The organism is Isoptericola sp. Y581, from assembly GCF_059445475.1.
The window spans coordinates 107,321-132,609 of the sequence record NZ_JCAIUK010000006.1; the positions used below are offsets into that span (position 1 = coordinate 107,321).

The 25,289-nt window shown below is 73.5% G+C and carries 20 protein-coding genes; 4 read left to right on the forward strand and 16 right to left on the reverse strand.

What is annotated here, in order from left to right; genetic code table 11:
* Nucleotides 1-93: 93 nt before the first annotated feature.
* The 10 genes from AC1C2W_RS12680 to AC1C2W_RS12725 all read right to left on the reverse strand — a co-directional run bounded on the left by AC1C2W_RS12680 (nt 94) and on the right by AC1C2W_RS12725 (nt 17,853).
* Nucleotides 94-2,565 (reverse strand): glycogen/starch/alpha-glucan phosphorylase, encoded by a 2,472-nt coding sequence (locus AC1C2W_RS12680; RefSeq protein ID WP_495389584.1) that lies wholly within the window; start codon nt 2,563-2,565, stop codon nt 94-96.
* Between the two features lie 166 nt (nt 2,566-2,731).
* Nucleotides 2,732-6,160 carry an ATP-binding protein gene (locus AC1C2W_RS12685; RefSeq protein ID WP_495413265.1) on the reverse strand — a complete coding sequence of 1,143 codons (3,429 nt, stop codon included), beginning with the start codon at nt 6,158-6,160 and terminating at the stop codon, nt 2,732-2,734.
* The gene (locus tag AC1C2W_RS12690; protein ID WP_495413266.1) at nt 6,157-6,921 is read right to left on the reverse strand and encodes a DUF4194 domain-containing protein; all 765 of its coding nucleotides are present in this window, start codon (nt 6,919-6,921) and stop codon (nt 6,157-6,159) included. The genes AC1C2W_RS12685 and AC1C2W_RS12690 overlap by 4 nt, the downstream gene beginning before the upstream one ends.
* Nucleotides 6,918-8,486, reverse strand: a complete 1,569-nt coding sequence (locus AC1C2W_RS12695; RefSeq protein WP_495413267.1) for a DUF3375 family protein — start codon at nt 8,484-8,486, stop codon at nt 6,918-6,920. Before AC1C2W_RS12695 ends, AC1C2W_RS12690 begins: the two co-directional genes overlap by 4 nt.
* Nucleotides 8,487-8,585: 99 nt before the next feature.
* Nucleotides 8,586-11,579: a leucine--tRNA ligase gene (leuS, locus tag AC1C2W_RS12700; RefSeq protein WP_495389588.1), complete on the reverse strand. Its 2,994-nt coding sequence runs from the start codon at nt 11,577-11,579 to the stop codon at nt 8,586-8,588.
* Nucleotides 11,580-11,657: 78 nt separating this feature from the next.
* Entirely contained in the window at nt 11,658-12,311 is a 654-nt protein-coding gene (locus tag AC1C2W_RS12705) for a vitamin K epoxide reductase family protein (RefSeq protein ID WP_495389589.1), read from the reverse strand.
* 62 nt (nt 12,312-12,373) lie between these two features.
* Nucleotides 12,374-13,579: an MFS transporter gene (locus tag AC1C2W_RS12710; protein ID WP_495389590.1), complete on the reverse strand. Its 1,206-nt coding sequence runs from the start codon at nt 13,577-13,579 to the stop codon at nt 12,374-12,376.
* Nucleotides 13,580-13,659: 80 nt separating this feature from the next.
* On the reverse strand, nt 13,660-14,370 hold the full coding sequence (locus tag AC1C2W_RS12715; protein WP_495389591.1) for a metal-dependent transcriptional regulator: 711 nt from the start codon (nt 14,368-14,370) through the stop codon (nt 13,660-13,662).
* Nucleotides 14,371-14,389: 19 nt separating this feature from the next.
* Nucleotides 14,390-16,207, reverse strand: a complete 1,818-nt coding sequence (locus AC1C2W_RS12720) for a metallophosphoesterase family protein (RefSeq protein ID WP_495413268.1) — start codon at nt 16,205-16,207, stop codon at nt 14,390-14,392.
* An 89-nt stretch (nt 16,208-16,296) separates the two neighbouring features.
* A complete protein-coding gene (locus AC1C2W_RS12725) occupies nt 16,297-17,853 on the reverse strand; it encodes an MFS transporter (protein ID WP_495389593.1) in 1,557 nt (518 codons plus the stop codon).
* Nucleotides 17,854-17,954: 101 nt separating this feature from the next.
* Between AC1C2W_RS12725 and AC1C2W_RS12730 the strand changes: the two genes are divergently transcribed.
* The gene (locus tag AC1C2W_RS12730) at nt 17,955-18,521 is read left to right on the forward strand and encodes a TetR/AcrR family transcriptional regulator (RefSeq protein ID WP_495389594.1); all 567 of its coding nucleotides are present in this window, start codon (nt 17,955-17,957) and stop codon (nt 18,519-18,521) included.
* Between the two features lie 7 nt (nt 18,522-18,528).
* Here the strand turns inward: AC1C2W_RS12730 and ku are convergent, their stop codons facing one another.
* From ku to AC1C2W_RS12750, 4 genes are read right to left on the reverse strand one after another with little or no spacing between them, the layout of a single operon-like run.
* On the reverse strand, nt 18,529-19,539 hold the full coding sequence (gene ku / locus AC1C2W_RS12735; RefSeq protein WP_495389595.1) for a non-homologous end joining protein Ku: 1,011 nt from the start codon (nt 19,537-19,539) through the stop codon (nt 18,529-18,531).
* 49 nt (nt 19,540-19,588) lie between these two features.
* Complete coding sequence (locus AC1C2W_RS12740) at nt 19,589-19,810, reverse strand: SCO4848 family membrane protein (protein WP_495389596.1); 222 nt, start codon at nt 19,808-19,810, stop codon at nt 19,589-19,591.
* Between the two features lie 26 nt (nt 19,811-19,836).
* Nucleotides 19,837-20,526 carry a response regulator gene (locus tag AC1C2W_RS12745; RefSeq protein WP_495413269.1) on the reverse strand — a complete coding sequence of 230 codons (690 nt, stop codon included), beginning with the start codon at nt 20,524-20,526 and terminating at the stop codon, nt 19,837-19,839.
* Entirely contained in the window at nt 20,523-21,653 is a 1,131-nt protein-coding gene (locus AC1C2W_RS12750; protein ID WP_495389598.1) for a sensor histidine kinase, read from the reverse strand. The genes AC1C2W_RS12745 and AC1C2W_RS12750 overlap by 4 nt, the downstream gene beginning before the upstream one ends.
* 111 nt (nt 21,654-21,764) lie before the next feature.
* Here AC1C2W_RS12750 and AC1C2W_RS12755 point away from each other — a divergent pair, with 111 nt between their 5' ends.
* The gene (locus AC1C2W_RS12755) at nt 21,765-22,709 is read left to right on the forward strand and encodes an ABC transporter ATP-binding protein (RefSeq protein WP_495389599.1); all 945 of its coding nucleotides are present in this window, start codon (nt 21,765-21,767) and stop codon (nt 22,707-22,709) included.
* Entirely contained in the window at nt 22,706-23,539 is an 834-nt protein-coding gene (locus AC1C2W_RS12760; RefSeq protein WP_495389600.1) for an ABC transporter permease, read from the forward strand. The genes AC1C2W_RS12755 and AC1C2W_RS12760 overlap by 4 nt, the downstream gene beginning before the upstream one ends.
* A 34-nt stretch (nt 23,540-23,573) precedes the next feature.
* On the opposite strand, the gene AC1C2W_RS12765 is transcribed toward AC1C2W_RS12760, so the two are convergent.
* Nucleotides 23,574-23,852 carry a glutaredoxin family protein gene (locus AC1C2W_RS12765; RefSeq protein WP_495413270.1) on the reverse strand — a complete coding sequence of 93 codons (279 nt, stop codon included), beginning with the start codon at nt 23,850-23,852 and terminating at the stop codon, nt 23,574-23,576.
* 24 nt (nt 23,853-23,876) lie between these two features.
* Nucleotides 23,877-24,653: an SDR family NAD(P)-dependent oxidoreductase gene (locus tag AC1C2W_RS12770; RefSeq protein ID WP_495389602.1), complete on the reverse strand. Its 777-nt coding sequence runs from the start codon at nt 24,651-24,653 to the stop codon at nt 23,877-23,879.
* Nucleotides 24,654-24,725: 72 nt separating this feature from the next.
* Here AC1C2W_RS12770 and AC1C2W_RS12775 point away from each other — a divergent pair, with 72 nt between their 5' ends.
* Nucleotides 24,726-25,175: a DUF402 domain-containing protein gene (locus tag AC1C2W_RS12775; RefSeq protein WP_495413271.1), complete on the forward strand. Its 450-nt coding sequence runs from the start codon at nt 24,726-24,728 to the stop codon at nt 25,173-25,175.
* Nucleotides 25,176-25,289: the final 114 nt, after the last annotated feature.

Here is a 25,289-nt window from a genome sequence, read left to right on the forward strand (position 1 = left end):
AGGCATGCGTCTCTCTCTCTGGCTCGAACGACTGAAGATCACATGGGAATCATTCCCCTGTGCGCGGCAGTGAAGCAGATATGAGAACGGTTCTCAGGACGACGACAGCGGCGCGGCGTGCCAGATGCGCTCGAGGTAGTCGCGCATCGACCGGTCGGAGGAGAAGAAGCCCGAGCGGGCCACGTTGAGCACCGCCGACCGGCTCCACGCGTCGGGGTCCGCGTAGGCCGCCTCCACGCGGTCCTGCGCGTCGAGGTACGACTGGTAGTCGGCCAGCACCATGAACCGGTCCTCGTCCCGCAGGTTGGCCACGACCGGCTCGAAGGCCGCGGCGTCGCCGCCGGAGAACGCGCCGCTAGCGATCAGGTCCAGCGCCCGCCGCAGGGACGGGTTCTCCTCGTAGTAGGCGGCCGGCCGGTACCCGGCCTCCGCGATCGCGCTGGCCTCGGGCTCGGTCAGCCCGAACAGGAAGAAGTTCTCGTCGCCCACGAGCTGGCGGATCTCGACGTTCGCGCCGTCGTCCGTGCCGATCGTGAGGGCGCCGTTGAGCGCGAACTTCATGTTGCCCGTGCCCGAGGCTTCCTTGCCGGCCAGGGAGATCTGCTCCGACAGGTCCGCGGCGGGGATCAGCGTCTCGGCCACGGTGACGTTGTAGTTCGCGGGGAACGCGATGCGCAGCACCCGCGACACGTCCGGGTGCGCGTTCACCACGGCGCCCACGTGGTTGATCAGCGCGATGATCTCCTTCGCCATCACGTAGCCCGGCGCGGCCTTGGCCCCGAAGACCACGGTGCGCGGCGTGACGTCCTCGACCGCGAGCACCCCCGCCGTGATGCGGTCGTAGAGCGTCACGACGTGCAGCAGCTTGAGGAGCTGGCGCTTGTACTCGTGCAGGCGCTTGACCATGGCGTCGAGCATCGTGGCCGGGTCGATCTCGATGCCGTCCCGGGCCGCCAGCATCTGTACGAGGCGGCCCTTGTTCGCGGCCTTGACCTCACGGAACCGGCGCCGGAACTCCGCGTCGTCGGCCAGCGGCTCCAGCTCGCGCAGCCGGTCGAGGTCGGTGACCCAGCCGTCGCCGATCGCCTCCGTGACCAGCGCCGACAGGCCCGGGTTGGCCTGCTTGAGGAACCTCCGCGGCGTGACGCCGTTGGTGACGTTGGTGAACTTCTCCGGCCAGAGGGCGGCGAAGTCGGCCAGCACGCGGTCGCGCAGCAGCTGGGAGTGCAGCTCCGCGACGCCGTTCACCTTCATCCCGCCTACCGTCGCGAGGTACGCCATCCGCACGGCGCGCTCCGGGTGCTCGGCGATGATCGACATGCGCTGCACCAGCACCTCGTCGCCGCCCGAGCGCTCGCGCACCTGGTCGAGGAACTCGTCGTTGATCCGGTAGATGATCTCCATGTGGCGCGGCAGGAGGCGCCCGACCAGCTCGACCGGCCACACCTCGAGGGCCTCGGGCAGCAGGGTGTGGCACGTGTATGCGAAGCAGCGCTGCGTGACCTGCCAGGCGTCGTCCCAGTCGAAGCCCTTCTCGTCGACGAGGATCCGCATGAGCTCCGGGATCGCGATGACGGGGTGGGTGTCGTTGAGCTGGAAGACGATGCGGTCGGGCAGGTCGTGCAGGTCGAAGCCCGGCGGCAGCAGCTGGTCGATGAAGTCGCGGATGGAGCAGGCGACGAAGAAGTACTGCTGCTGCAGCCGCAGCTCCTTGCCCTGGGGCGTGGAGTCCTCCGGGTACAGCACCTTGGAGATGTTCTCCGCGAACGTCTGCGAGCGCACCGCGTCGGCGTAGTCGCCGTTGTTGAAGATCTCGAGGTCGAAGGCGTGCGTGGCTCGGGCGCTCCACAGCCGCAGCGTGTTGACGCGGCCGTTCCGGTAGCCGGGGACCATGTAGTTGTACGGCACGCCGAGCACCCGCCAGCCCGGTACCCACCGCGTGTGCTCGCGACCGTCGTCGTCCCTGTACTTCTCGGTGCTCCCGCCGAAGCCCACCGTGACCTCGTGCTCGGGGTGAGCGAACTCCCACGGTGCTCCTCCAGCCAGCCAGTTGTCCGCCTCCTCGACCTGCCGGCCGCCGGAGAACGTCTGCCGGAAGATGCCGTACTCATACCGGATGCCGTAGCCGATCGCGGGCACGCTCATCGTGGCGAGGGAGTCGACGAAGCACGCGGCCAGGCGGCCCAGCCCGCCATTACCGAGGCCGGGCTCCACCTCCACCTCGCGCAGCTCATCGAGGTCGATGCCCAGGCTCGCCAGCGCCTCCGCGGCGATCGCCTCGAGGTCGGTCGCGAGGAGCGCGTTGTCGAGCTGGCGGCCCAGCAGGTACTCCGCCGACAGGTACGCCACCGCCTTGGCCTGCGTGCGGTACTGGTCCACGGTGGTCTGCATCCACCCCGCCATCAGGTAGTGCCGCACCGTGCGCGCCAGCGCCAGGTACTCGTCGTTGGCCGTGGCGCGCTCCAGGATCGTGCCCTGGGAGAAGTTCAGCTCGCGCAGGTACTCGCGCACGAACCCCTCGACGGAGTGCTCCGGGCTGGTGATCAGAGGCGTGGTCTCGGTCACGTCACGACAGTACACACGCGCCCAGCGGTCAGCCCCAGGAACACCGCGACGGCGCATCCCACGTCGAGCAAAGTGGACGTCGGGACGTGTCCCGGTGCTCCTCCCCCCACGAGACACCCTCGAGGTCGTCCATGACCCTGTCGGCCGCGTCGGCACAGGCAGCAGATCACTCCCCCACGAGCGTCACCAGCCGCGTCCTGCCGGTCGCGTCCTTGATGGCCTGCAGCACGACGTCGGCGTGCGGCTCCAACGCGCTCACCTTGTCCAGCGGCGCGCCCACCACGAGCTGGAAGCCGAGGCCCCGCCACGCGCCGACGGCGCGGCCGGCGAACCGGGCGTCGGCCTTGATGAAGGCCTCGTCGAGGAAGACGGGCGCGTACCGGGGGCGCTCGGCCCCGGAGTCACCGAGCTGGTAACGCAGCGCCGCCCCGACGATGAACGCGACGAGCTCCTGCGACTCGCCGCCGGACTTGCCCGCGATGTGGTCGTAGACGCTCACGTGGTTGCCCGCGAGGTCCACGCACTCGGCGCTGATGCGCACGTGGTCGCGCACGTCCACCAGCCGGCGCCGCTCCGGGCTGTCCGGGCGGATCCGGTCGATCAGCCGGGTCATGCGGGCGTAGCGGCGCTCGTGCTCCGCCAGCGGCACGTCGCCCGCGGGGGTGGTCGCCAGCTCGCGCAGCAGACGCCGGAACGACGCGACGTCGTTGCCCTCGGCGGGCGTGGCGGTGATGCGCAGCCGGTGGTCGTCGTCGCGGAACGGCAGCGTGGCCAGGATGGCGTTGACGGGCTCCATGCGGTCGCGGATCTCCGCGACCGCCTGCGCGATGCCGTTGTTGAGGCGGGTGAGCTGGTCGCCCGACATCTGGCGCAGGTGCGCCGACCACTTGTCCCGCAGGCGGTAGAGCTGCTGGAACTCCAGCTCCTCGTAGATCCGCAGGAAGTCGGCGTACGCGGCGTCGGGGTCGGCGCTACGGTTCGGGTCGGGCCAGGTGTCGTTGAACCGCTCGAACAGCGCCGACAGGGCCGCGCGCGCGGCGAGCTCGGCCTCCTGGGCGGACTCCTGCTCGTGCTGCAGCTCACGCACGACGGCCGCCACGGCGGTCGTGAGGTCCGCCAGGCCGCTGCCCGCGGTGCCGCCCACTGCGCCCGACCAGCCGACCTGCGCCATCAGCTCGGCCAGGCGCCGGGCCTGCTCCGCCGTCGGCTCGATCCCGTCGGCGTCGGCGCGCTCGACGGCGTCGGCCACCTGGTCCACCAGGTCGCTGATCTGCTCCCACCCGGCGCCGAGCTCCGTCACGCGGTGCTGCGCCGCCGCGCGCTCGCGGTACAGCTCGTCGACCCGGGCCTTCAGCGCGTCCTCGTCCGCCTTGAGCGCGCGCAGCACGTCGGAGCCGGCGACGAGCGCCTCGAGCCGCTCGCGCCGGTCGGCGAACTTCTCCTCCGCGCCACGCAGGTCGACGTCGTCCCACTCCGCGCGCAGGGCCTGGCTGTAGGCCACGAAGTGGTCAGCCTCGCCCTTCTGCCGCAGCCGCGTGCCTGCGAGCGCCTCGGCGGCCTGGCGCAGCTCTTGGTGGGAGGCGGCGATCTGCTCGGCAAGCTGCTCGAGGCGCCGGTGGTTGCTGAAGCCCAGCGCCGAGGCCCGCCCCTGGCCGCCGTGCGCGCCGCGGCGACCCTGGGCCGTCTGGCCGGCGCGGGTGAGCGCCAGGTCGTGGCGGTTCAGGTCGGCCGGGTCGTCGACACACACGTAGGCGAAACGCTCCGCGAGCCTGCCGGCGAGCCAGCCGCCGAACGGGCCGGCCTTGATCTCGAGCCGGCCGGGCAGCAGCGATCGGTCGGTCTCCTCGTGCAGCGCGAGGCCGGTGGGGACGCCCTCGAAGTGCACCCGCACCGGCGACCGGACGTCGTCGGCCGCCGCCCGGAAGGCGTCCAGCCGCGACTCGTCGACGAGCATCGTGACGGCGAACCCGCCCAGCGCGAACCCGAGCGCGTCGCGCCACGGCTCGTACTCGCCGCGCACCTCCAGGAGCTCACCGACGAACGGTACGTCGTCGGCCCGGAGGCCCGCGGCCCGCGCGAGCGCCTCGCGTGCCTCGTGCAGCTCGCGCGGCACGTTGCCCCGGCGGGCCTTGAGCGAGGCCTCCTCGCGCTCCAGCTCGGCCAGCGCGCGCATCGCCTCCTTCTCGCGGGCGCTGGCCTCGACGACCGCCTCGGTCAGCGCGTCCGTGTGGTGGTCGCGCTCCTCGAGGTAACGACGACCGTCGGCGTGCAACGCCTCCAGCTCCCGCCGCGTGCCGACCTCGCGCTCGAGCGGCGCCAGGTGTCCCTCGAGCTCCGCGCGGGCACGCCGCACCTCGGCGAGCCGCTGCTCGGCGATCCGTACCTCGCGCTCGGCGGCCTCGACAGCGTCGCCGCCGTTGCGGCGCTGGTCCGACCGCACCTGGTCGAGCTCCGCGTCGGCGGTGGTGCGCCGCTCCTCGGCGACGGCGACGCGCTCGGCCGCGGCCTTGTGCTGCGCCCGGTTCTCGGCCTCGGCGGCACGCAGCAGGTCCAGCTGCGTGCGGTCGCGCCACGAGGTGAAGGGCGTCGGGGCGTCGTCGGCCCCATGACCGGCAACGCCTGCACCGCCGACGCCGACGCCGAGCGAGCCGACGACGCTGCGCGCGGCCACGGCGGCGTCGATCGCCGCACGGTGCTCCAGCATGGGCCGCAGCATGTCCACCTGCCGCTGCGCGGTGTCCATCTCGGCGCGCACCTCGCTGAGCTCGTCGAAGTGCTCGACGGCGCGCTCGGCCACCCGGATCGTCTCCGGCTCCTCGAGCACCATCGCCTTGTACAGGGCGTCGACGGTGGTGATCTGCTGGCCGGCCTGGATGCGCCCCAGCAGCTGCATCGCCTTCTCCCCGTCGCCGGCCGCGCCGATGCCGAGGGCCACGTGCAGGCGGGTGGCGAACGCCTTGTCCGTGTCGAACGTCGTCAGGCCCGCCGCCGTGAGGCCGGGCTTCGCGAAGCGCTGGGTCACCAGCGGCTCGAGCTCGCGCAGGGAGACGTCGCGGTCGGCGACGGCGCGCACGGCCACGGTCTCGTCGGCGCGCTGGGCACCCCGGGGCACGTACCAGGCACGCAGCGCGGTGAACCGCTCGCCGGCCTGCGACGACCAGGTCATCGCGATCGCGGACCAGGTGTCCGACGTCTCGCCGCGCAGCACCCGGTCCCTGGCCGTCGCGGACCCGGCGGTGCGCTGCTCGTCGAGCTTGCCGCGGGCGTACGACACGACGTTGCGCTGCTCCTGCCCCCGCGCACGGCCGCTGGTCGCCGTGTTCGAGGCGCCGTTGAACGGGGTGGTGTGGCTCATCATCAGCGCGATGTACGCGTCCAGCAGGGTCGACTTGCCGGACCCGGACGCCCCCGTGAGCAGCGTCGTCGTGCCCGCGAACCGCACCTCGTGGTACCCGTGGTAGCCGCCCCAGCTCACCAGCTGCATGGACCGGGCCGTCCACTGGCGTCCGTCCGATGCCGTCGGGATGAGCCCGAACAACGACTGCTGCATGCGCGGCGCGGCAACCTGCTCCGCCGGGTCGCTCGTGATCGTCACGCGCGGGCCTCCTCGTCCTCGTCGACCTCGTCCACGTCGTCGGTCTCGTCGTCGGTCTCGTCGTCGGCCATGGTCTCGACGGGCTCCGTGGTTTCGACAGGCTCCGTGGTTTCGACAGGCCCCACCGGCGACGGGTCGCGCAGCCACGCCGTCAGCGCCCGCAGCCGCTCGACCGGCAGCAGGATCTCCACCACCGGCTGCACCCGGTACCGGCCGTCCGCGACCTCGTCGAGCACGTGCTCGCGCACCAGCGCGCCGATCGCGTTGTCGATCTCGCGGCGCCGCGCCGCGAGGTTGGTCTCGCCCGCGGCCAGGAAGCCGAGCGCGTAGTCCACCAGCTCCTCGGCGTCCACGTGGGCGGCCCGCTCCCCCGCGCCCTGCTCCTGCCGGAAGCGGTTGCGCGCGAAGAGCATGAGCAGGGTCTCGACCCGCTTGTACGGCTCGTCCTTGAGCAGCACGGGGATGCTCAGCCCCGCCTCGCGGACCTGCCGCTTGTAGGCGATCTCGTAGTCGCGGTCCACGACGAGCTCGACGAACATGTCGTGGCAGCGCGAGGAGAGCAGGTTCTGGTGCGCGAGCAGTGCCTTCCACTCCGCGGGGTGTGCCGCGGCGGACAGGTAGCGCCGCTGGAGCACGAGGGCGAGGGCGCGGCGCGCGTCGTAGGGCAGCACGCCGGTGTCGCCGGCGAACAGCGCGGCGTCGTCGTCCTCCATGGCCGTCACCTCGACGAACGTGCCGGGTGCGGGGGCGACCTCAGTCATGCGGGGGTCTCCATCTCGTCGGTGGGCTCGTCGGGAGCTGCCGCGCCGGGCGTCGCGACCAGGACGGCCGGGAGCACCAGCTCGCGGGTGCTGCCGTCGGCACGCTCGGCGGTGACCCGGCGCAGTCGGGCGGCGGGCACGTCACCGTCGGCGATGGCATCCTCGAGGGCGCCCTCTGCGGCGAGCTCGAGGTAGCCGAGCAGCTCCACCGGTCGGCGCAGCTCCGCCGGCGCCGCGGCGAACACCTCGTCCACGGTGGCCGCGCCGCGCTCGCGCAGCACCCGCGCCGCGTGCGCGGTCGTCTCGTCGTACCGCGGGCCGCCCATGCCCAGCAGACCGCCGAGCAGCTCCCTCGGGTCTCCGTCCGGGTCGAGGCCGGGATCGTCGAGGTCGGAGAGCGGGTCGGGCAGGGCGTCGGGGTGCAGGTCGTGCAGCTGGGCCCGGAACCGCCCCAGCCGGGCGCGCTCCAGCCAGCGCAGCGGCTCCACCCGGGCCGCCCGGCCCGACGCGGGGAACCAGTCGGCCATCGCGGCGGTGGCCTCGCGCAGGGCGGCGTCCAGCTCGCGGTCGCGTAACGGGTTGTGCACCGTGAGCTGCTGGGTGACGGTCCGCGAGGCCCGCGCCTGCGCGTCGAGCACCGCGTCGACCGACGCGAGGAGCTGCGCGTAGAGCGCCCGCACGGCCTCGCGACGGTCGGGGGGGAGGTCGTCGGCGAAGGGGTGCGCCAGCACCGCCCGCACCCGCTCGTCCACCTGGCCGAGCAGCTGTGGGTCGCGCAGCAGCTCCATCGCCCCCGAGAACGCGCGCCCCTCAGGCGTGCGCTGCATCAGGGACTCGGACGCGTCGAGGTAGGCGCCGAGCACCTCACCCGTCGGGCGCACGTCCTGCCGGAGGCCGTTGATGATGCTGCGCTGCAGGTCGGCGATCGACTCCGCCACGCGGGCGAAGTCCGCCGGCAGCTCGCGCACCAGCGCGGCGACGTTGTCGAACTGCTCGACCAGGACCTCCACGGGCGCCTCGACCACGGGGCCGCCGCCGCCGAGGCGCGCCAGCTCCGCCTCGGCGCGGGCGATCTCGTCCTTCGCCCGGGCCACCTGCTCGCGCAGCGCCGCCTGCTGGGACTCGCGGTCCGGGCGCGCGTCCCTGGCCAGCCCCTCCAGGGCCACCAGCAACGTGCGGATGCGCGACTCGCTGACCAGTGATCGCGTCCCCTGGGTCCGGTCGACGAACGCCAGCGCCTCGGCCGCGTACGAGCTCACCTGGTACTGCTCCGCGCCCTCGTCGTCGAGGAAGCGCACCAGCCACCGGCCCGCCACCCAGCGCGAGCACAGCGCACGGACGGGCTCGTCGGGCACGTCGTGGCCCGTGCCGCGCGCCTCCGCGAGCAGGTCCTCCACCTCCACGTGCATCTGCTCCGTGGGCACGGTGGACCGGCCGGGCGTGAAGATCAGCGACAGCACCGCAACGACGAGCGGGCCCTCCTTGCGGTGCAGGAGGGCGAGCGCGGGCGTGCCGAAGGCGCCCTGGCTGCGGGCCAGGGCGCCCTCGATGCGGGAGGAAGACATACGCCTCAGACGCTCCGCCCGTGGTCGTCCGAGTCTGCGGTTCCGCTGCGGCCGCGTGCCTCGCTGCGCGCGGCCCCCGACCGCCGCTGCACCTCCGCCTCAGACAACGATGTTGACGAGCTTGGGCGCGCGCACGATCACCTTGCGCACCGCGGCGCCGTCGATCGCCCGCGCCACGTTCGGCTCGGCGAGCGCCGCGGCCTCCAGGTCGGCGTCCGAGATGGACGGCGGCACCTCGAGGCGACCGCGCACCTTGCCCTTGACCTGCACCACGCAGGTCACGGTGTCTTCGACCAGGTACTGCGGGTCGGCCGTCGGGAAAGGCTCGCGGGACAGCGAGCGGTCGTTCCCCAGCCGCTCCCACAGCTCCTCGGCGACGTGCGGGGCGATGGGCGCGACCATGAGCACCAGCGGCACGACGGCAGCGCGCGGCACCCGGTCCAGGCCGGTCAGGTGGTTGTTGTACGTGATGAGCTTCGCGATCGCAGTGTTGGGCCGCATGTGCTCCATCTCGGCGTTCGCGTCGGCGATCGCACGATGCATCGCGCGCAGGGTCGCGACGTCGGGCTCGTCGTCGGTCACGGTGACCGCGCCCGTCTCCTCGTCCACGACGTTGCGCCACAACCGCTGCAGGAAGCGCTGCGCGCCGACGACCGCGCGCGTCTCCCAGGGCCGCGACTGGTCCAGCGGGCCCATCGACATCTCGTACACGCGGAAGGTGTCGGCCCCGTACTGCTCGTACATCTCGTCGGGCGTGACGACGTTCTTGAGGGACTTGCCCATCTTCCCGTACTCGCGGTGCACGATCTCGCCGTGCCAGGTGTACACGGGCTCGCCGTCGGCGCCGGGCGCCTCGGTGACCTCCGCCGCGGGCACGTGCTGCCCGCGGGCGTCCGTGTACGCGTAGGCCTGGATGTAGCCCTGGTTGAAGAGCTTGCCGAACGGCTCAAGGGCGGACACGTAGCCCAGGTCCAGCAGCACCTTGTGCCAGAACCGCGCGTACAGCAGGTGCAGCACGGCGTGCTCGACGCCGCCGACGTACAGGTCGACGCCGCCGGCCGGCCCGGAGGTGGCGTTGTGGCGCGGGCCCATCCAGTACGTCTCGAGCTCCGGGTCGACGACGGCGGTGCCTGCGGCGGGGCCGTCGGACGAGTCGGTCGGGTCCAGGTAGCGCAGGTAGTACCAGCACGACCCGGCCCAGTTGGGCATGGTGTTGGTGTCGCGGCGGTACGTCTTCGGCCCGTCGCCCAGGTCCAGGGTGACGTACACCCAGTCGTCGTTGCGGCCCAGCGGCGCATCGGGCGAGGAGTTCGCGTCGTCCGGGTCGAAGGTGCGCGGCGCGTAGTCCGGCACGTCGGGCAGGTCGACGGGCAGCATCTCGGCCGGGATCGCGACCGGACGGCCGTCGGCGTCCCACAGGATCGGGAACGGCTCGCCCCAGTAGCGCTGCCGGCTGAACAGCCAGTCGCGCAGACGGTACGTGGTGGTGCCCTCGCCGGCGGCGCGGGCCTGCAGCCACGCCACGATCCGCTCCTTGGCCTCGGCCACGCCCAGCCCGTCCAGGCTGACCTCGTCGTTCGCGGAGTTCACCGTCACGCCGTCGCCGGTGTACGCCCCCGCGAAGTCCTCCGGCAGCCCGCCGGCGGGCTCCACGGTACGGATCACCGGCAGCTCGAAGGCCTCGGCGAAGTCGAAGTCGCGCTGGTCGCCGCCCGGCACCGCCATGATGGCGCCGGTGCCGTAACCCATCAGCACGTAGTCGGCCGTGAACACCGGGACGGTGGCCCCGTTGACGGGGTTGACGGCCAGGTGGCCGGTGAACACGCCGGTCTTCTTGCCGGCGTCGGCCTGGCGCTCGACGGCGGTCTTGGCGGCCGCGTCGCGGCGGTAGGCGGCGACCGCCTCGACGGGGGTCGCGTGCCCGCCGGTCCAGACGCCGTGGGTGCCGTCGGGCCAGGCCGCGGGCACCTCGTCCAGCAGCGGGTGCTCGGGGGCCACGACCATGAACGTCGCGCCGAACAGCGTGTCCGGTCGGGTGGTGAACACCTCGACCTGCGCGCCGGCGCCCGCCGCGTCGTCGTCGCCGGTGCCCACGACGTCGAACCGGACATTGGCGCCCGTGGAGCGGCCGATCCAGTTGCGCTGCATCGACTTGACCTTCTCCGGCCAGTCGATGAGCTCCAGGTCGTCGGTCAGGCGGTCGGCGTAGGCGGTGATCCCCATCTTCCACTGGCGCAGGTTGCGCTGGAAGACCGGGTAGTTGCCGCGCTCGGAGCGGCCGTCGCCCGTGACCTCCTCGTTCGCCAGCACCGTGCCCAGACCCGGGCACCAGTTGACCGGCGACTCGTCGACGTAGGCCAGCCGCTGGGTGTCCAGCACGTCCCGCTGCTCGTCGTCGGACAGCGCCGCCCAGACCACGCCGCCGGCGTTGTCCCCGTCGCGTCCCGGCACGGCGCGCGTGCCGGCCGCGAGCTCGTCGCGCAGCTCGCCGATGCGGCGGGCCCGGCCCTTGCCGCCGCGCCGTCCTGAGCCTCTCGAGGGGTCGGCCTCGGCGTCGTACCAGGAGTCGAAGATCTGCAGGAAGATCCACTGCGTCCAGCGCACGTACTCGGGGTCGATCGTGGCGAACGTGCGGCGCTCGTCGTGAGCCACGCCCAGTCGGCGCATCTGGCGCTTCATCGTGATGATGTTCTGCTCGGTGGTGACCCGCGGGTGCTGGCCGGTCTGCACGGCGTACTGCTCGGCCGGCAGGCCGAACGCGTCGTAGCCCAGTGCGTGCAGCACGTTGTCGCCGTTCATCATCCGGAAGCGGCCCACCACGTCCGTCGCGATGAAGCCCAGCGGGTGCCCGACGTGCAGCCCGGCCCCCGAGGGGTACGGGAACATGTCCATGATGAAGAACGGGTTGCCCGTGCCGTGCTCGCCGTCGCCGTCCGTGAGCGCGCCGGTCGGGTTGGCCGCCCAGAAGGTGCCCTGCTCCTCCCAGCGGTCCTGCCAGCGCTCCTCGATCTGCTGCGCGAGGGCAGGCGTGTAGCGGTGGGTGGGCTCGGTCGGAGCCTCGGATCGGGGGGAGGCGGTGTCGGGCGTACTCACCCGCGCGAGTCTACCGGCCGGCGGTGCCCGGACCGCCCGGTTTTCCACCGGCCGCGGGGGCGCCCGGAACCCTGACGATCAGAGGCCGAACGACTCCACCAGGGGGCCGCCCACGGCGAGCAGGATCCAGGCCACGGCCACGACATAGCCGATGATCAGGACCAGGCCGCGGTTGCCGACGACGGCCCGCCGCAGCCCCTCGCCGGCGGGCAGGTGCCGCTCCTGCACGGCGTGCACCACCTGGAACCACAGCAGCGGCCACAGGATCGTCCAGACGACCATGCACGCGGGGCACAGCCGGACGAGGGCGTAGAAGCTCGACCACATGAGGAAGAAGATCAGCAGCTGGGCCAGCGCCGTCACGGCGAGCAGGCTCAGGTGGTACCACCGCGGCAGCCTGGCGCGCGCGAGCAGCACCACCCCCGTGGTGATGACCACGGGGAAGGCGGCGACGCCGAGGTACGGGTTGGGGAAGCCGAGCAGCGTGCCCTGCCACGACGCCATGGCGACGCCGCAGTCGAGGAAGACGTTGAAGCTGCAGCTCGTGACCCGGTTCGGGTCCAGCAGCTTGAGGTACTCCTCGATCGCCAGCCACGTCGCCGCGCCGAAGCCGATCCCGCCCAGCACGGTCAGCAGCACCCCGTAGGTGCGGGACGAGAGTCCGCGCGGGCCGGGCACCGCCTCGGCCGCAAGATCGTCGTCGTGGGTCTCGTCGCGCACGCTCGGGCTCACGGGCGCGACCGTACCGCACAGACCTGGGCGGAACGACCTCGGTCGCAACGGCCCAGGCGAGCTCAGGACGCGTGCGCCACCCGCTGCCGCCCGAACGCGGCCACCATCGCCAGGCCCACGAGCGTCAGCGCGAGGCCGACCCACGCGGGGGCGACGTAGCCCCAGCCGCCGGCGATGACGAGCCCGCCGAAGAACGCACCGGTGGCGTTGCCGACGTTCAGTGCGGAGTGGCACAGCGCGGCACCGAGGGACTGCGCCTGCGGCGAGAGGTCCATCAGCCGGGTCTGCATGGCGAGGCCGAGCAGCTGGGAGGTCACGGCCAGCGCGAAGAGCGCGAGCACGGCGGGCACCGGCGAGGACGCCACGAGGGCGAAGACCACCAGAGAGGCGGCCGTGGCGACGAACCCCCAGATGACGGTGCGCAGCACGTTCCGGTCGACCAGCCGACCGCCGAGCAGGGTGCCGACCGTCATGCCGACGCCGAAGACGGCGAGCACCCAGGGCACGGCGCTCGCGGACATCCCCGCCACCTTGGTGACGGTCGGGGCGATGTAGGTGTAGACCGCGAACAGGCCGCCGAAGCCGATCGCGCCGGCGGCGAACGAGATCCACAGCGGCCCGTTGCGCAGCGTGCCCAGCTCCCGCCGGACGCTGGAGTCCACCGGGCCGTGCTCGGGCACGTACCGCCAGATCCCGAGCAGGGTGACGGCGCCGAGCGCCCCGATGACGACGAACGCGACCCGCCAGCCGAGCTGCTGGCCCACCGCGGTGGAGACGGGGACGCCGATGACGTTCGCGATCGTCAGCCCCGTCATCATCATGGACACGGCATGGCCGCGGCGGCCCGGCCCTGCCACCGCGGCGCCGATCGCCGCCCCGACGCCGAAGAAGGCGCCGTGCGGCAACCCGGCCAGGAACCGCCCGACGACGAGCGTCTCGATGCTGGGGGCGGCCGCCGAGAGCACGTTGGCCACCGTGTAGGCGGCCATCAGGCACAGCAGCAGCCGCTTGCGCGACATCCGCGCGGCCGCCACGGTCAGCAGCGGCGCGCCCACGACCACGCCCACGGCGTACGCGGTGATCGCGTGCCCCACCACGGGGTCGCTCACGTGCAGGTCCGCGCCGATCTGGGGCAGCAGCCCCATCGTCGCGAACTCGGTGGTGCCGATCGTGAAGCCGCCGAGCGCGAGCGCGAAGAGCGCCGCGCCGACGTGCTCGGGGCGGGGCACGCGGCGGCTCGTGCGCGCTGCCGTGGTCGTCTCGGTCAACGTCGTGGGCCTTTGGCTCGAAACGATTCGACGACGTGGCGCGAATCATCGCGCACACGTCGTCGGGGAACCGGGACAGCCTACGCGGGCACGACCCAGATGCGCGACGCCGCCAGCAGGCCCAGGTCCACGGAGACGGGCGCGCCCGCAGCCTCCCAGGCCACGCCCACGGTGCCGGCGAAGTCCCGCCGCTGCGTCAGCGTGACGGGCAGGTCGAGGTCGATGCCCAGGCCGGCGAGGTAGCGCAGCGCCTCGGGGTCCGCGTCCGAGATCCGTGCCACCACGCCGCCCGTGCCGGCCTCGAGGTCCACCAGCGGCACCGCCGCCGGGCGCACCACGCGGCCGTCGGCGGACGGGATCGGGTCGCCGTGCGGGTCGCGCTGCGGGTGGCCGAGCCGGGCGGAGATCCGCTCGACCAGCCGGTCGGAGACCGCGTGCTCCAGCACCTCGGCCTCGTCGTGCACCTCGTCCCAGCCGTAGCCGAGGTCGCGCACCAGCCAGGTCTCCAGCACCCGGTGCCGGCGCACCATGACCAGCGCGTACCGGCGGCCCAGGTCGGTGAGCCACACGCCGCGGTACGGCTCGTGCCCCAGCAGGCCCTGGGCGGTGAGCCGGCGCACGGTCTCGGAGACCGTCGACGGGCCCACCCCCAGCCGGTCGGCGAGCAGGCCGGTCGTCACCTTCTCGTCCGACCACTCCTGCGCGGACCACACGGCCTTGAGGTAGTCCTGGGCGACCGGGGTCAGCTCGTCGGGGTCGACGGCGTGAGCAGGGGTGACGGGTTCGGGCACGATCCGAGCCTATCCGGGCCTACGGGGACGACACCGTGGGCGACGAGTCGTCGCCCGCGTCACCGCTCTCATTGCCGCCCGTGTCGCCGGGCACGTCCTCGGTGGGCGGCACGACCTCGGGCACCGGCTCCCGGTCGCCCACCGTCGCCTTGCCGTCGGGCGTGACGCTCACCACCTGCACGTCCACCATCCGCCGCGCCTCGGGGTCGAAGCGCAGCAGCGTCATCTCGGCCGTGCCGTGCAACGGGCCGACCGTCGGCTGGTTCGGCGCGGCGCCCGCGGTGGAGCCGTTGACGAACCGGATGCCCTGCCCCACCTGCTCGGGGCCGGAGCGCTTGTGCGTGTGGCCGGAGACCTGGAACGGCACGCAGCCGCTCTCGAGCGCGTCGAGCCCCACCGCCGGCGTGTGGATCAGCAGCAGGTCCACCCCGTCGTCCTCGCACGCGACCGCGGCGAGGTCCGCCGCCTGCTGCTCCGGCGTCCGCTCGCGCGCGACGTTCGTCCCCGCCCCGACGCGCGTCTCGAGGGCGTCCCGGTCGCCCAGGATCCGCACGCCCTCGACTTCCACCACCTGCCCGTCGAGCACCGTCTGCCCGCGCGCGGCCTCCTGCGACGACGTCACCTGGGAGTCATGGTTCCCGTCCGCCACCACCATCGGCACGCCGCGCGGCACCGCCGAAGCGAACGAGTCCACGCAGGCCTTCTCCACCGCCGTGCCGTTCGTCGTCGTGTCCCCCGCGTTGAGCACGACGTCGGCGCCCGAGCGCTCGGCCGTCGTGCGGATCAGTGGCGTCATGCCCGTGTTGCAGTGCAGGTCCGACACCACCAGGAGGGTGACGAGGTCCTCGTCCGCGGGGGACGCCGAGGCCGGCACCGACGGGGAGTCCGGCGTCGACGGGACGGACGGCGTGGACGACGGCGAGAGCGACGTACCGTCGGGCGCGATGCCATGCTCGGCGTCCCAGGCGTCCCACGCGGCGGTGAGCTCGTCGTCGGCCGCGGCGTAGAACGCCTCGTTCTCCCGGTAGAGGCTGACGAGCTGGCCGCCGTAGGTGTCGACGATGCCCGCCAGACGCCCGGTGATCGTGGCGCCCTCGAGGGCGGTGCCGGCGAAGACCTGCGACGCGGGCCGCCCCTGCGACGGCAGCGACACGCCGGCGGACGCCACGGTCACCACGACCAGGCTCGTGACGGCCACCCCGGCGGTGATCTCCCACGTGCGCGGCGCCAGCCGAGCGGCGAGGTCGCGCCGCCGGGCCGCCCCGAGCAGCAGCCGCAGCGCGAAGCCGGCGGCGACGAGCACCACCGCTGCCACGACGGCGCGCCGCCCGGCGTCCCACAGGAGCGCCCGCGCCACCGTGCTGGCCGTCTCCTGCGGGCTGGAGAAGAACTGGAGGTAGCCCTGCAGGTCGCCGGCGAGCATGTCCAGCGTGCCCGCCTGGTCCACGGCGGACAGGTCGGCGGGGATCTCCTTGACCGTCACCTCCAGGCCGAGACCGAGCGGCAGGGGCGAGTCGATCTCGAGGGTGCCGAGCGGGCCGAGGTCAGCCACGACGAGGCCGTCCGTGTCGACGGCGTAGACGGCCTCGTGCGGGCCGAGGCTCAGCGTCACCTCGGCCGTGGTGACCCCGAAGGTGAGGCACGCGAGCGCCGCGGCGACGGACGCGAGCGTCCAGCGCACCCAGCGCGGCGGCGTCCGGCGGGCAGGGCGCGCGGGTCGGTCGGTCGCGGGGTGGCCGGTCGCGGGGTGATCGGCCGCGGCGGGGCCGGTCGTGGAGTGATCGGCCGCGGGGTCGGCCTCGGGGTCGGCCTCGGGCTCGTCGTGCTGGTCGCTCATCGCGTCCACCCTCGCGGAACACGACCCACGGCGCCACCCTGCCCGCCGGTGGTGTCGCAGGTCACCTGCACCTGCTGGTCAGGACCAGGTCAGGACCGCGCGGCGCGCAGCGTCGTGAGTGCGATCCCGGCGGCGAGGAGGACGGCCACGAACCCGATGCCGGACGTCACGACCACGCCGCTGCCGAACGCGGCGTGCGCCGAGTCGAGCAGCGCCTGCGCCGGCCCGGCCGGGAGGTCCGCGGCGACGCTGGTGGCGCCGCCGAGCGTCTCGGTCGCGGAGGTGGCGTCCGCCGTCGGGACCCCGGAGGGGACGACGACGTTCGCGTGGTACGACCCCGTGAGGATGCCCCCGAGCACGGCCGTGCCGAGCACGGCGCCGGCCTCGTAGGCGGTCTCGGAGATCGCCGACGCCGCCCCGGCCTTCGCCGCAGGCACTGTGGAGACGATGAGGTCGTTCGACACGGTCTCGGCGGAGCCGACGCCGATCGCCAGCACGACGAACGCGAGGGCGAGCCAGCCGACCTCGCCGCGCCCGGCCGTCAGGGCGGTGATCAGGTAGCCGACGGCGGACAGCCCGAGGCCCGCGGCGACGACGTGCGAGGGCCGCACGCTGCGCACCACGCGCACCACGCCCAGGCCGGCGACCACCATCGCCACGGTGCCGGGCAGGAGCACGAGGCCCGCCCGCACGGGCGACAGTCCGATCACGAGCTGCAGGTCCTGCGAGACGAAGAACAGGAAGCCGACCAGCGAGAACACGGACAGCAGGTTGACGAGCACGCTGCCGGTGAACGCGGGGACGGCGAACAGCCGCACGTCGAGCATCGGGTCGCGGCGGCGCAGCTGGCGTCGCACGAAGAGGACCCCCATGAGGAGCCCCACCGCGATCGCGGCGAGCCCCAGCGACGGCAGGGCGCCCTTCGCGAGCGTCTTGATGCCGTACACGACCGGGGCCATCGTGGCCATGGCGAGCACGATCGACACCGGGTCGAGGCGGCCCGGCGCGGGGTCGCGCGACTCGGGCACGAAGACCGGCGCGAGCACGAGCAGCAACGCCAGCACGGGCACGGCGAGCAGGAAGACCGAGCCCCACCAGAAGTGCTCGAGCAGGAGCCCGCCGACGATCGGCCCGACGGCCGAGCCTGCGGCGAAGCCCGCCGCCCAGATCGCGATGGCCAGACGGCGCTCGTCGCGGTCGGTGAACACGTTGCGCAGCAGCGACAGCGTGGACGGCATGAGCATCGCGCCGAAGAAGCCGAGGCCGGCGCGCGCGGCGATCAGCGCGCCTGCGGTCGGGGCGAACGCCGCGACCGCGGACACGGCGGCGAAGCCGACCGCCCCGACGAGGAGCAGGCGGCGTCGGCCGACGCGGTCCGCGACGGAGCCCATCGGCACGAGCAGGCCGGCGAGCACCAGCGGGTAGACGTCGACGATCCACAGCAGCTGGGTGCCGCCGGGGGCCAGGGCCTTGGAGATCTGCGGCAGCGCGAAGCTGAGGACCGTGTTGTCGATCGAGACGAGCAGCACCGGCAGCATCAGCACGACGAGGGCGGCCCAGCGTCGCCCGGCGCCGGCGGGGCGCGCGGTGGCGGGGCGGCTCGTGGCCGAGAAGGTGGGGTGCGTCGTCACCTGGGTCTGAACCATGAGGTGCCTTTCACACAGCGGGACGGCCGGGGCGACATGTTGACGTCGAACTTCCGCACCGTCCAGCCGGTACAGTAACAGTCCGCCGCTAGGCTGTCCACATGCCCCCACCCCCTGCCGCCCGCGCCAAGGTCCTGCGCGCGTTCGCCGACCTCCTCGTCGAGTCCGGGGAGCGCGCGGCGACGCTCGAGGCCGTCGCGGAGCGGGCCGGCGTCTCCAAGGGCGGGCTGCTCTACCACTTCCCCTCCAAGGACGCCCTCGTCGACGGGCTCCTCGACCATCTGGGCGTGCTCACCGCCGCCGACGTCGACGCGATGCGCGGCGCACAGGAGGGCGCCACCGACTACCTGCTGCGCACCTCGTCCGTCATCGACGGCGAGTTCGAGGTGGTCTACCTCGCCGTCTCACGCCTCGCCCAGGGCCCGTACCCGCGCGCCCGCGACGTCCTGGACGAGGCGCAGGCGGCGTGGACCGAGGCCGTGCGCGACGAGCTGGGCGACCCGGTGCTCGCCCGCGCGGTCTCCCTCATGGGCGAGGGCCTCTACGCGCTCGCGTCCGTCGGGGCGACCGGCCTCGCGGACCACGACATCGACGAGCTGCTCACCCTCGTGCGCGAGATTGCCGGCGCCCGGGCCGCATCGACGACCTCCGGGGCCGCCGGGGCCTGAGCGCCCGTCAGCCGGTCTTCCGGCGCGGCGTCGACGACGACGACGCCTTCTTCGCCGGGGTCTTCTTCGCGGGCGTCGACTTCTTGGCGGGCGCCTTCTTCGCCGTGCTCTTCGACACGGGCTTCTTCCCCTCGTCCTTCTCGGCCGATCCCTTCGACGCGGTGCCCTTCGACGCGGTGTTCTTCGACGCGGTGTTCTTCGACGCGGTGTTCTTCGATGCCGTGCCCTTCGACGCGCCCTTCGATCCCGAGACGCTGCGCCGCAGGGCCTCCATCAGGTCGATGACGTCCGCATCCTGCTTCTCCGGCTGCTCGCCGAAGGTCTCGGACGTGTCGAGCGCGTCGCCCTGCTCGATCTTCGCGTCGATGAGCTGGCGCAGCTGCACCTGGTACTCGTCCTCGTACTCCTCCGGCGCGAAGTCGTCCTCGTAGCTGGCGACGAGCTGGCCCGACATCGCCAGCTCCCGGTCCGAGACGCTGACCGAACCGTCGAGCGACGGGAACGCCGCCTCGCGCACCTCGTCCGCCCACAGCAGCGTCTGCATCACGAGCACCTCGTCGCGCACCCGCATCGCGGCGAGCCGCGTGCGCTGGCGCAGCGCGAACTTCACGATCGCCGTGCGGTCCGTCTCCTCCAGGGTGCGGCGCAGCAGCACGTACGCCTTGGGGCTCTTGGAGTCCGGCTCCAGGTAGTAGGTGCGGTCGAGCATGATCGGGTCGATCTGGTCGCTCGGCACGAACTCGACCACCTCGATCTCGCGGTTCGCCTCGGCGGGCAGCGCCGCGAAGTCGTCCTTGGTGAGCACCACCGTGCGCTCGCCGTCGTCGTACGCGCGGTCGATGTGCTGGTAGGCCACCTCCTCGCCGTCCAGCTCGCACACGCGCTTGTAGCGGATGCGCCCGCCGTCCTCGTCGTGCACCTGGTGCAGCGGCACGTCGTGGTCCTCGGTCGCGCTGTACAGCTTGACCGGCACGTTGACGAGACCGAAGGTCACGGCACCCTTCCAGATGGCCCTCATGCGTCCATGGTCACGCGACCAGCAGGAAGGCGCCAGCGCCGGGCGAGACTCAGCCGACGAGGCCGAGCACCCCGACCACACCGACGAGGACAGCGAGCACGACCGAGACGCCCACCAGGACGGCGTGCACGGTGAAGAAGCGGGTGGCGCGGCCGGCGTCGTCGCGGGCGCGCGGGTCCTTGGCCACCCGGCGCCAGAACTGGGGCCACACCACAAGGTTCCACACGGCGGCGACGATCAGGACGACGGACCAGACGGCAGGGATCTCCACGCCCCCGAGTATCCCCCGAGTGCTGCTCAGCCCAGCAGGCCGGTCCGCAACGCCCGCAGCACGGCACGGGTGCGGTCCTTGGCCCCCAGCTTGAGCAGCACGGCCGAGACGTGGTTCTTCACGGTGCCCTCGGCCAGGTACAGCGCGCCGGCGATCTCCCGGTTCGACCAGCCCTGCGCCATCAGCCTCAGTACCTCCCGCTCCCGCTCGGTGAGGTCGACCACGATCACCGCCTCCGTGGGCGCCGGCGCGGAGCGGACCGCGCGGAGCAGCCGCGCCGTGACCGCCGGTTGCACGAGGGTCGCGCCCGCGGCCAGGGTCCGCACGGCGTCCGCGAGCTGCTCCAGCGTGACGTCCTTGAGCAGGTAGCCCCGCGCGCCGGCCTGCAGCGCCCGCAGCACCAGCGCGTCGTCGTCGAAGGTCGTGAGGACGAGGACGGCGACCTCCGGCCCCTCGGCCTGCAGGGTCTCGAGCGCCCAGATGCCGTCGCGGCCGGGCATGCGCAGGTCGAGCAGCAGGACGTCGGGCTCGTGCTCGCGCACGGCCTCCACGGCGGACTCGCCGTCCTCGGCCTCGGCGACGACGTCCACGTCGCCGGCGATCTCGAGCAGGCTGCGGATGCCGTGCCGCACGAGCGTCTGGTCGTCGGCGAGGACGAGGCGCACGCGGCCCTCGCGCGCGGCCTGGCCCTCGCCCGCGGCCTGGCCCGTGCTCACGACGCCGCCCGCCCGGCGAGCCGCGCCTCGACCGTGAAGCCCGAAGAGGCGTCGAAGGTCGCCCCGCCACCGAGCGCCTCGGTGCGCTCGACGATACCGGCCAGGCCGTTCCCGAGCCGCACGGGGCCCGAGGTGAGCCCGTCGTCGCGGGCCACCAGGGTCAGGGCGCCGGCGTCGCCCGTGCGCACCGCGATCCGCAGCACGGTGGCCATCTCGGCGTGCCGCACGGCGTTGGTCACGACCTCCTGGGTGACCCGGACCAGCGCGGCCGTCTGCTCCTCGTCCGCGACGACGTCGTCGGCGACGGCGATCTCCACGCGCGGGTGCGGGACGGCGCCGGCCACCGCGACGAGCGCCTCGCGCAGGTCGGGGGCACGACGGCGCAGCTCCCCCACCGTGGCCCGCACGTCGGCGAGCAGCTCGCGCGCGACGGTCCGCGCGCGGTCGACGTGCTCCGCGCCGCGCTCGCCCGGCAGGTGGGCGGCCGACTCCAGCTCGAGGGTGAGCACGGTGAGCTGGTGGCCGATGAGGTCGTGCAGCTCGCGGGAGATCCGCAGCCGCTCCGAGGCCCGGGTGGCCTCCTCCCCCAGCACCGCCGCCGCCGCGAGCTCGGTGTGCGCGACGGTCAGCTCGGTGCGCATCCGCTGCTCGCGCTGCAGCGCCACGCTCACCGCGGCGCTCGCGACCTGCAGCAGGAGGTACAGGCCCGCGCCCAGGGCGAGCTCGATGGCGCTCACGGGCCCCGGGGCGACGACGGCGGACACCAGGAGCGCCGCCGTGTTCGCACCGATGACGGCGACCGTCAGCGCCGTCGGCCCGACGTACGTGCTCACGGCCGCGCCGAAGACGAGCAGGATCGGCAGCCAGCCGATCCCCGGCACGGTGACGACGAGGGCGCCCGTCAGGAGGGTCTGCGCCCCGAGCGCCGTCACGGCGCCGACGCTTCTGGACGGCCGCAGCACGGCGACGGCGGTCGCCGCGAACCATGCCACCGCGAGCAGCACCCACACGGTCAGCGGCACCAGGAACCGGTCGGAGGGCGCGACGAACGGCACAGGCACGACGATCGCCAGGCAGACGACCAAGATCGTCAGCCCGGACGTCTCCTCAGGTCCCAGCCGGCGCATGGGCCCACGCTATCCGGCACGGCGCCGCCGCGACCGTGCCACAGGTCATGGATCGAGGTCGTGACCAGCGGCACGCGCGGCCGGCCCCGCCCCGTCCGTAGCGTCGCCGCCATGACCGCACTCGTGGCGCAGCACCTGCGCAAGACGTACCGCACCCGGCGCCGCGGCCACCCCCCGGTGGTCGCCCTCGATGACGTGAGCCTGTCCGTGGCCCCGGGCGAGGTGGCCGGCGTGCTCGGCCGCAACGGCGCCGGCAAGTCCACCGCCATGGAGCTCCTCGCGGGGGCACGCACCCCCGACCGCGGCGAGGTCCGCGTGCTCGGGCTCGACCCGCGCGCCGACCGGCGGCGGGTGCGCGCCGTCCTCGGCGTCCAGCTGCAGGGCGCGGACATGCACGGGGCGCTCACCGTGCGCGAGCTCGTGCACCTGTACCGGTCGTTCTACCGGCGGGGCGTCGACCCCGACCTCCTCATCGAGCGCGTCGGGCTCGGCGACTCCCGCGACACGCGCTTCGAGAAGCTGTCGGGCGGGCAGCAGCAGCGGGTGTCGATCGCGATCGCCCTCGTGGGCGCGCCGCGCGCCGTCATCCTCGACGAGCTGACCACCGGCCTGGACCCGGAGGCCCGGCGCCGCATGTGGGCACTCGTCGAGGACCTGCGTGCGGACGGCGTCACCGTGCTGCTGGTCAGCCACCTCATGGAGGAGGTGGAGCGGCTGTGCGACCACGTGACGATCCTCGACGCCGGCCGGGTCGTGGCACGCGGCACCGCCGCCGAGCTGATCGACCGGGCCGGGCTGCGCCCGCGGGTCACCCTGCGCACCGACGACCCGACGGCGGCCGTCCTCCTGTCACGGCTGCCCGGGGTGGAGCACGTCGACGCCGCCGGCCCCCGGCTCACCGTGACCGGTGCCGGCACGCCGGACGGCGACCTGCTGCACGCGGTGGGTTCCGCGCTGGCGAACGCCGGGGTCCTCGCCACCGAGACGTACCTGCGCCGCCCCACGCTCGACGACGCGTTCCTCGCCCTCACCGGAAGCCCCCTGGAGGCGGCATGACCACCCACGTCACCACCCAGCACGACCACGACGGCACCACGCACGAGGGGCAGCACGGGGCCACGGCCCGGCCGCCCCGTCCGGGGCCCGGCGCGTGGCTGGCCCTCACCGTCGCCGAGGCGAAGATGGTCGCGCGCGACACCGCCGGTCTGGTCATCCCGCTCGGGATGCCGCTGCTCATCCTCGTGATGAACGGCCTCGCCCTCGACGTCGACCAGGTGATCCCCGGCACGGGCGGGCGCACCGTCCTCGACGTCTACGTGATCCCGCTGACCCTGACGATGGTCGTGGCGACCGTCGGCGTCATCAACATGCCGAGCTTCCTCGCGTACTACCGGCGCTCGGGCATCCTGCGTCGCCTCGGCGTCACGCCGGCCTCCCCCGCGCTGATGCTCGGCGCGCAGGCGCTCGTCGGCGTGGCGCAGATCGTGCTCGGGATCGCCCTGGCGCTCAGCGTCGCGCTCGTCTGGCTCGGCGCGTCCGTGCCGGCGGCGCCCTGGACGGCCGTCGGCATGCTGGCACTGGCCGTTGCGGCGATGTACGCCGTCGGGATGCTGGTCGCCGCGGTGGCCCCCACGCCCGGCTCCGCCGTCGCGCTCGGCCTCGGCGCGTTCTTCGGCCTCGCCGCGCTCGGCGGGATGTTCGGGCCGCGGCAGAATCTGCCCGACGCGCTCGCGACGCTGGGCGGCTGGCTACCCTTCGGGGCCGCCGTGGACGGCCTCAGCGCGGCGTGGGCCGGCGCTGCCGTGCCCGGGTCGGCACTCGTGGGCCTCGTCGCGAGCATCGTCGTGGCCGGGGGCGCCGCGGCGGTGTGGTTCCGCTGGGAGTGACGATCCGCCGGAAGTGACGATCACCAGGAACGGCTCAGAGGCCGACGGCGTCCAGCTTGGCGGTGAGCTCCGCGTCCGTGGGCTCGACGAAGAACTCGCCGTCGGGGAAGACCACCACCGGGATGCTCTTGCGGCCGCTGATCGCCTCGGCGTCGTCGGCCCGCGTCGGGTCGGCCACGAGGTCCACGTTCACGTACTCCACGCCGCGGGTGTCCAGCACACGCTTCGCGCGGCGGCAGTCTCCGCACCAGGTGGCGCCGTACATGGTGAGGGTCGCGGGGCGATTGAGGTCGGTCGGGGTGGTGTCGGTCATGGCGAGCACCATACCCCCAGGGGGTCAGTGCACGGAGAATCCGCCGTCGACGTGCAGGGCCTGGCCGGTCACGTAGGCGGACGCGTCGCTCGCGAGGAAGACGGCGGCCCCGGCGAAGTCGCCGGGCACTCCGTTGCGCCCCACCATCGTGCGGGCCGCGAGCGCCTCGACCCGCGCCGGGTCGGACTGCAGGCGCGCGTTGAGCGGCGTCAGCACGAAGCCCGGCACCAGCGTGTTCGCCGTGACCCCGTGGGACGACCACGCCTCCGCCTGCGAGCGCGCGAGCGACTCCAGCCCGCCCTTCGAGACCCCGTACGCACCGGACTGCACGAACGCCCGGTGCGCCTGCTGTGAGGACACCTGGATCAAGCGGCCGAAGCCGCGCTCCGCCATGCCGGGGCCGAACCGCTGCCCCAGCAGGAACGGCGCCTCGAGGTTCACCGCCATCGTCGCGTCCCAGGTGGCGTCGTCGATCTCGGCCATCGGCGGGCGCAGGTTGATGCCCGCGGAGCTGACCACCACGTCCGGCTCGCCGAAGACGGCGGCCGCCTCGGCGGCGGCGGCGCGCACCCCGTCGCGCGTGGCGAGGTCGCCGCTCACCCAGGCGGCGCGACAGCCCTCGGCCGCGAGCTCGTCCACGGTGTCCGCGAGCGCGGCCTCGCCCCGCGCCAGGACGACGACGCGTGCGCCGGCGCGGGCGAGCGCCCCGGCGATGGCGCGGCCGATGCCGGAGCTGCCGCCGGTGACGACGGCGACGCGGCCGTCCAGCGAGAACAGGGAGGAGAGGTAGGCGGCCGTCACGCGGGACACTCTGTCACCCCCGGCGGTGCGCCGTCCGACCGTCATCGCAGGCGACATCGATAGCCTCCGGCGATGACTGACGACGAGGTCCGGGTCGTGGTGCGCAAGTTCGACGGCAGCCTGCACTGGCACTACTCCATGACGCGGCTCGGCGAGGACGAGTTCGGGGTCTGGCTCGGCGCCCGGGTCGGGACGGCCTACGACAGGGGCGACAGACGCGGCGTCTTCACGGCCGAGGAGGCGCGGGTCATGCTCGTCCCCCGCGACGCGTGGTGGACCGCCGAGTTCCAGGCGGCGCCGGCGCACCTGGACGCCTACTGCGACGTCGCCACCCCGGCGACCTGGTCGCGCCCCGGCGACGGGCCTGACGAGGTGACCATGGTGGACCTGGACCTCGACGTGTGCAGGATCCGGGAGGACATGTCCGTCTTCGTCGACGACGAGGACGAGTTCGCGGACCACCGGGTGCGCTACGGCTACCCGGCCGACGTCATCGAGCACGCCGAGGCGGCGGCCGCGTGACGACCGCCCTGCGTGACGGCGTCGAGCCGTTCGGCAGCCACTACCGCTCCTGGCTCGACCGGGTGGCCGCGATCACCGCCTGAGGCGCGCGCCGGGCGACCTCGCGCGACGATG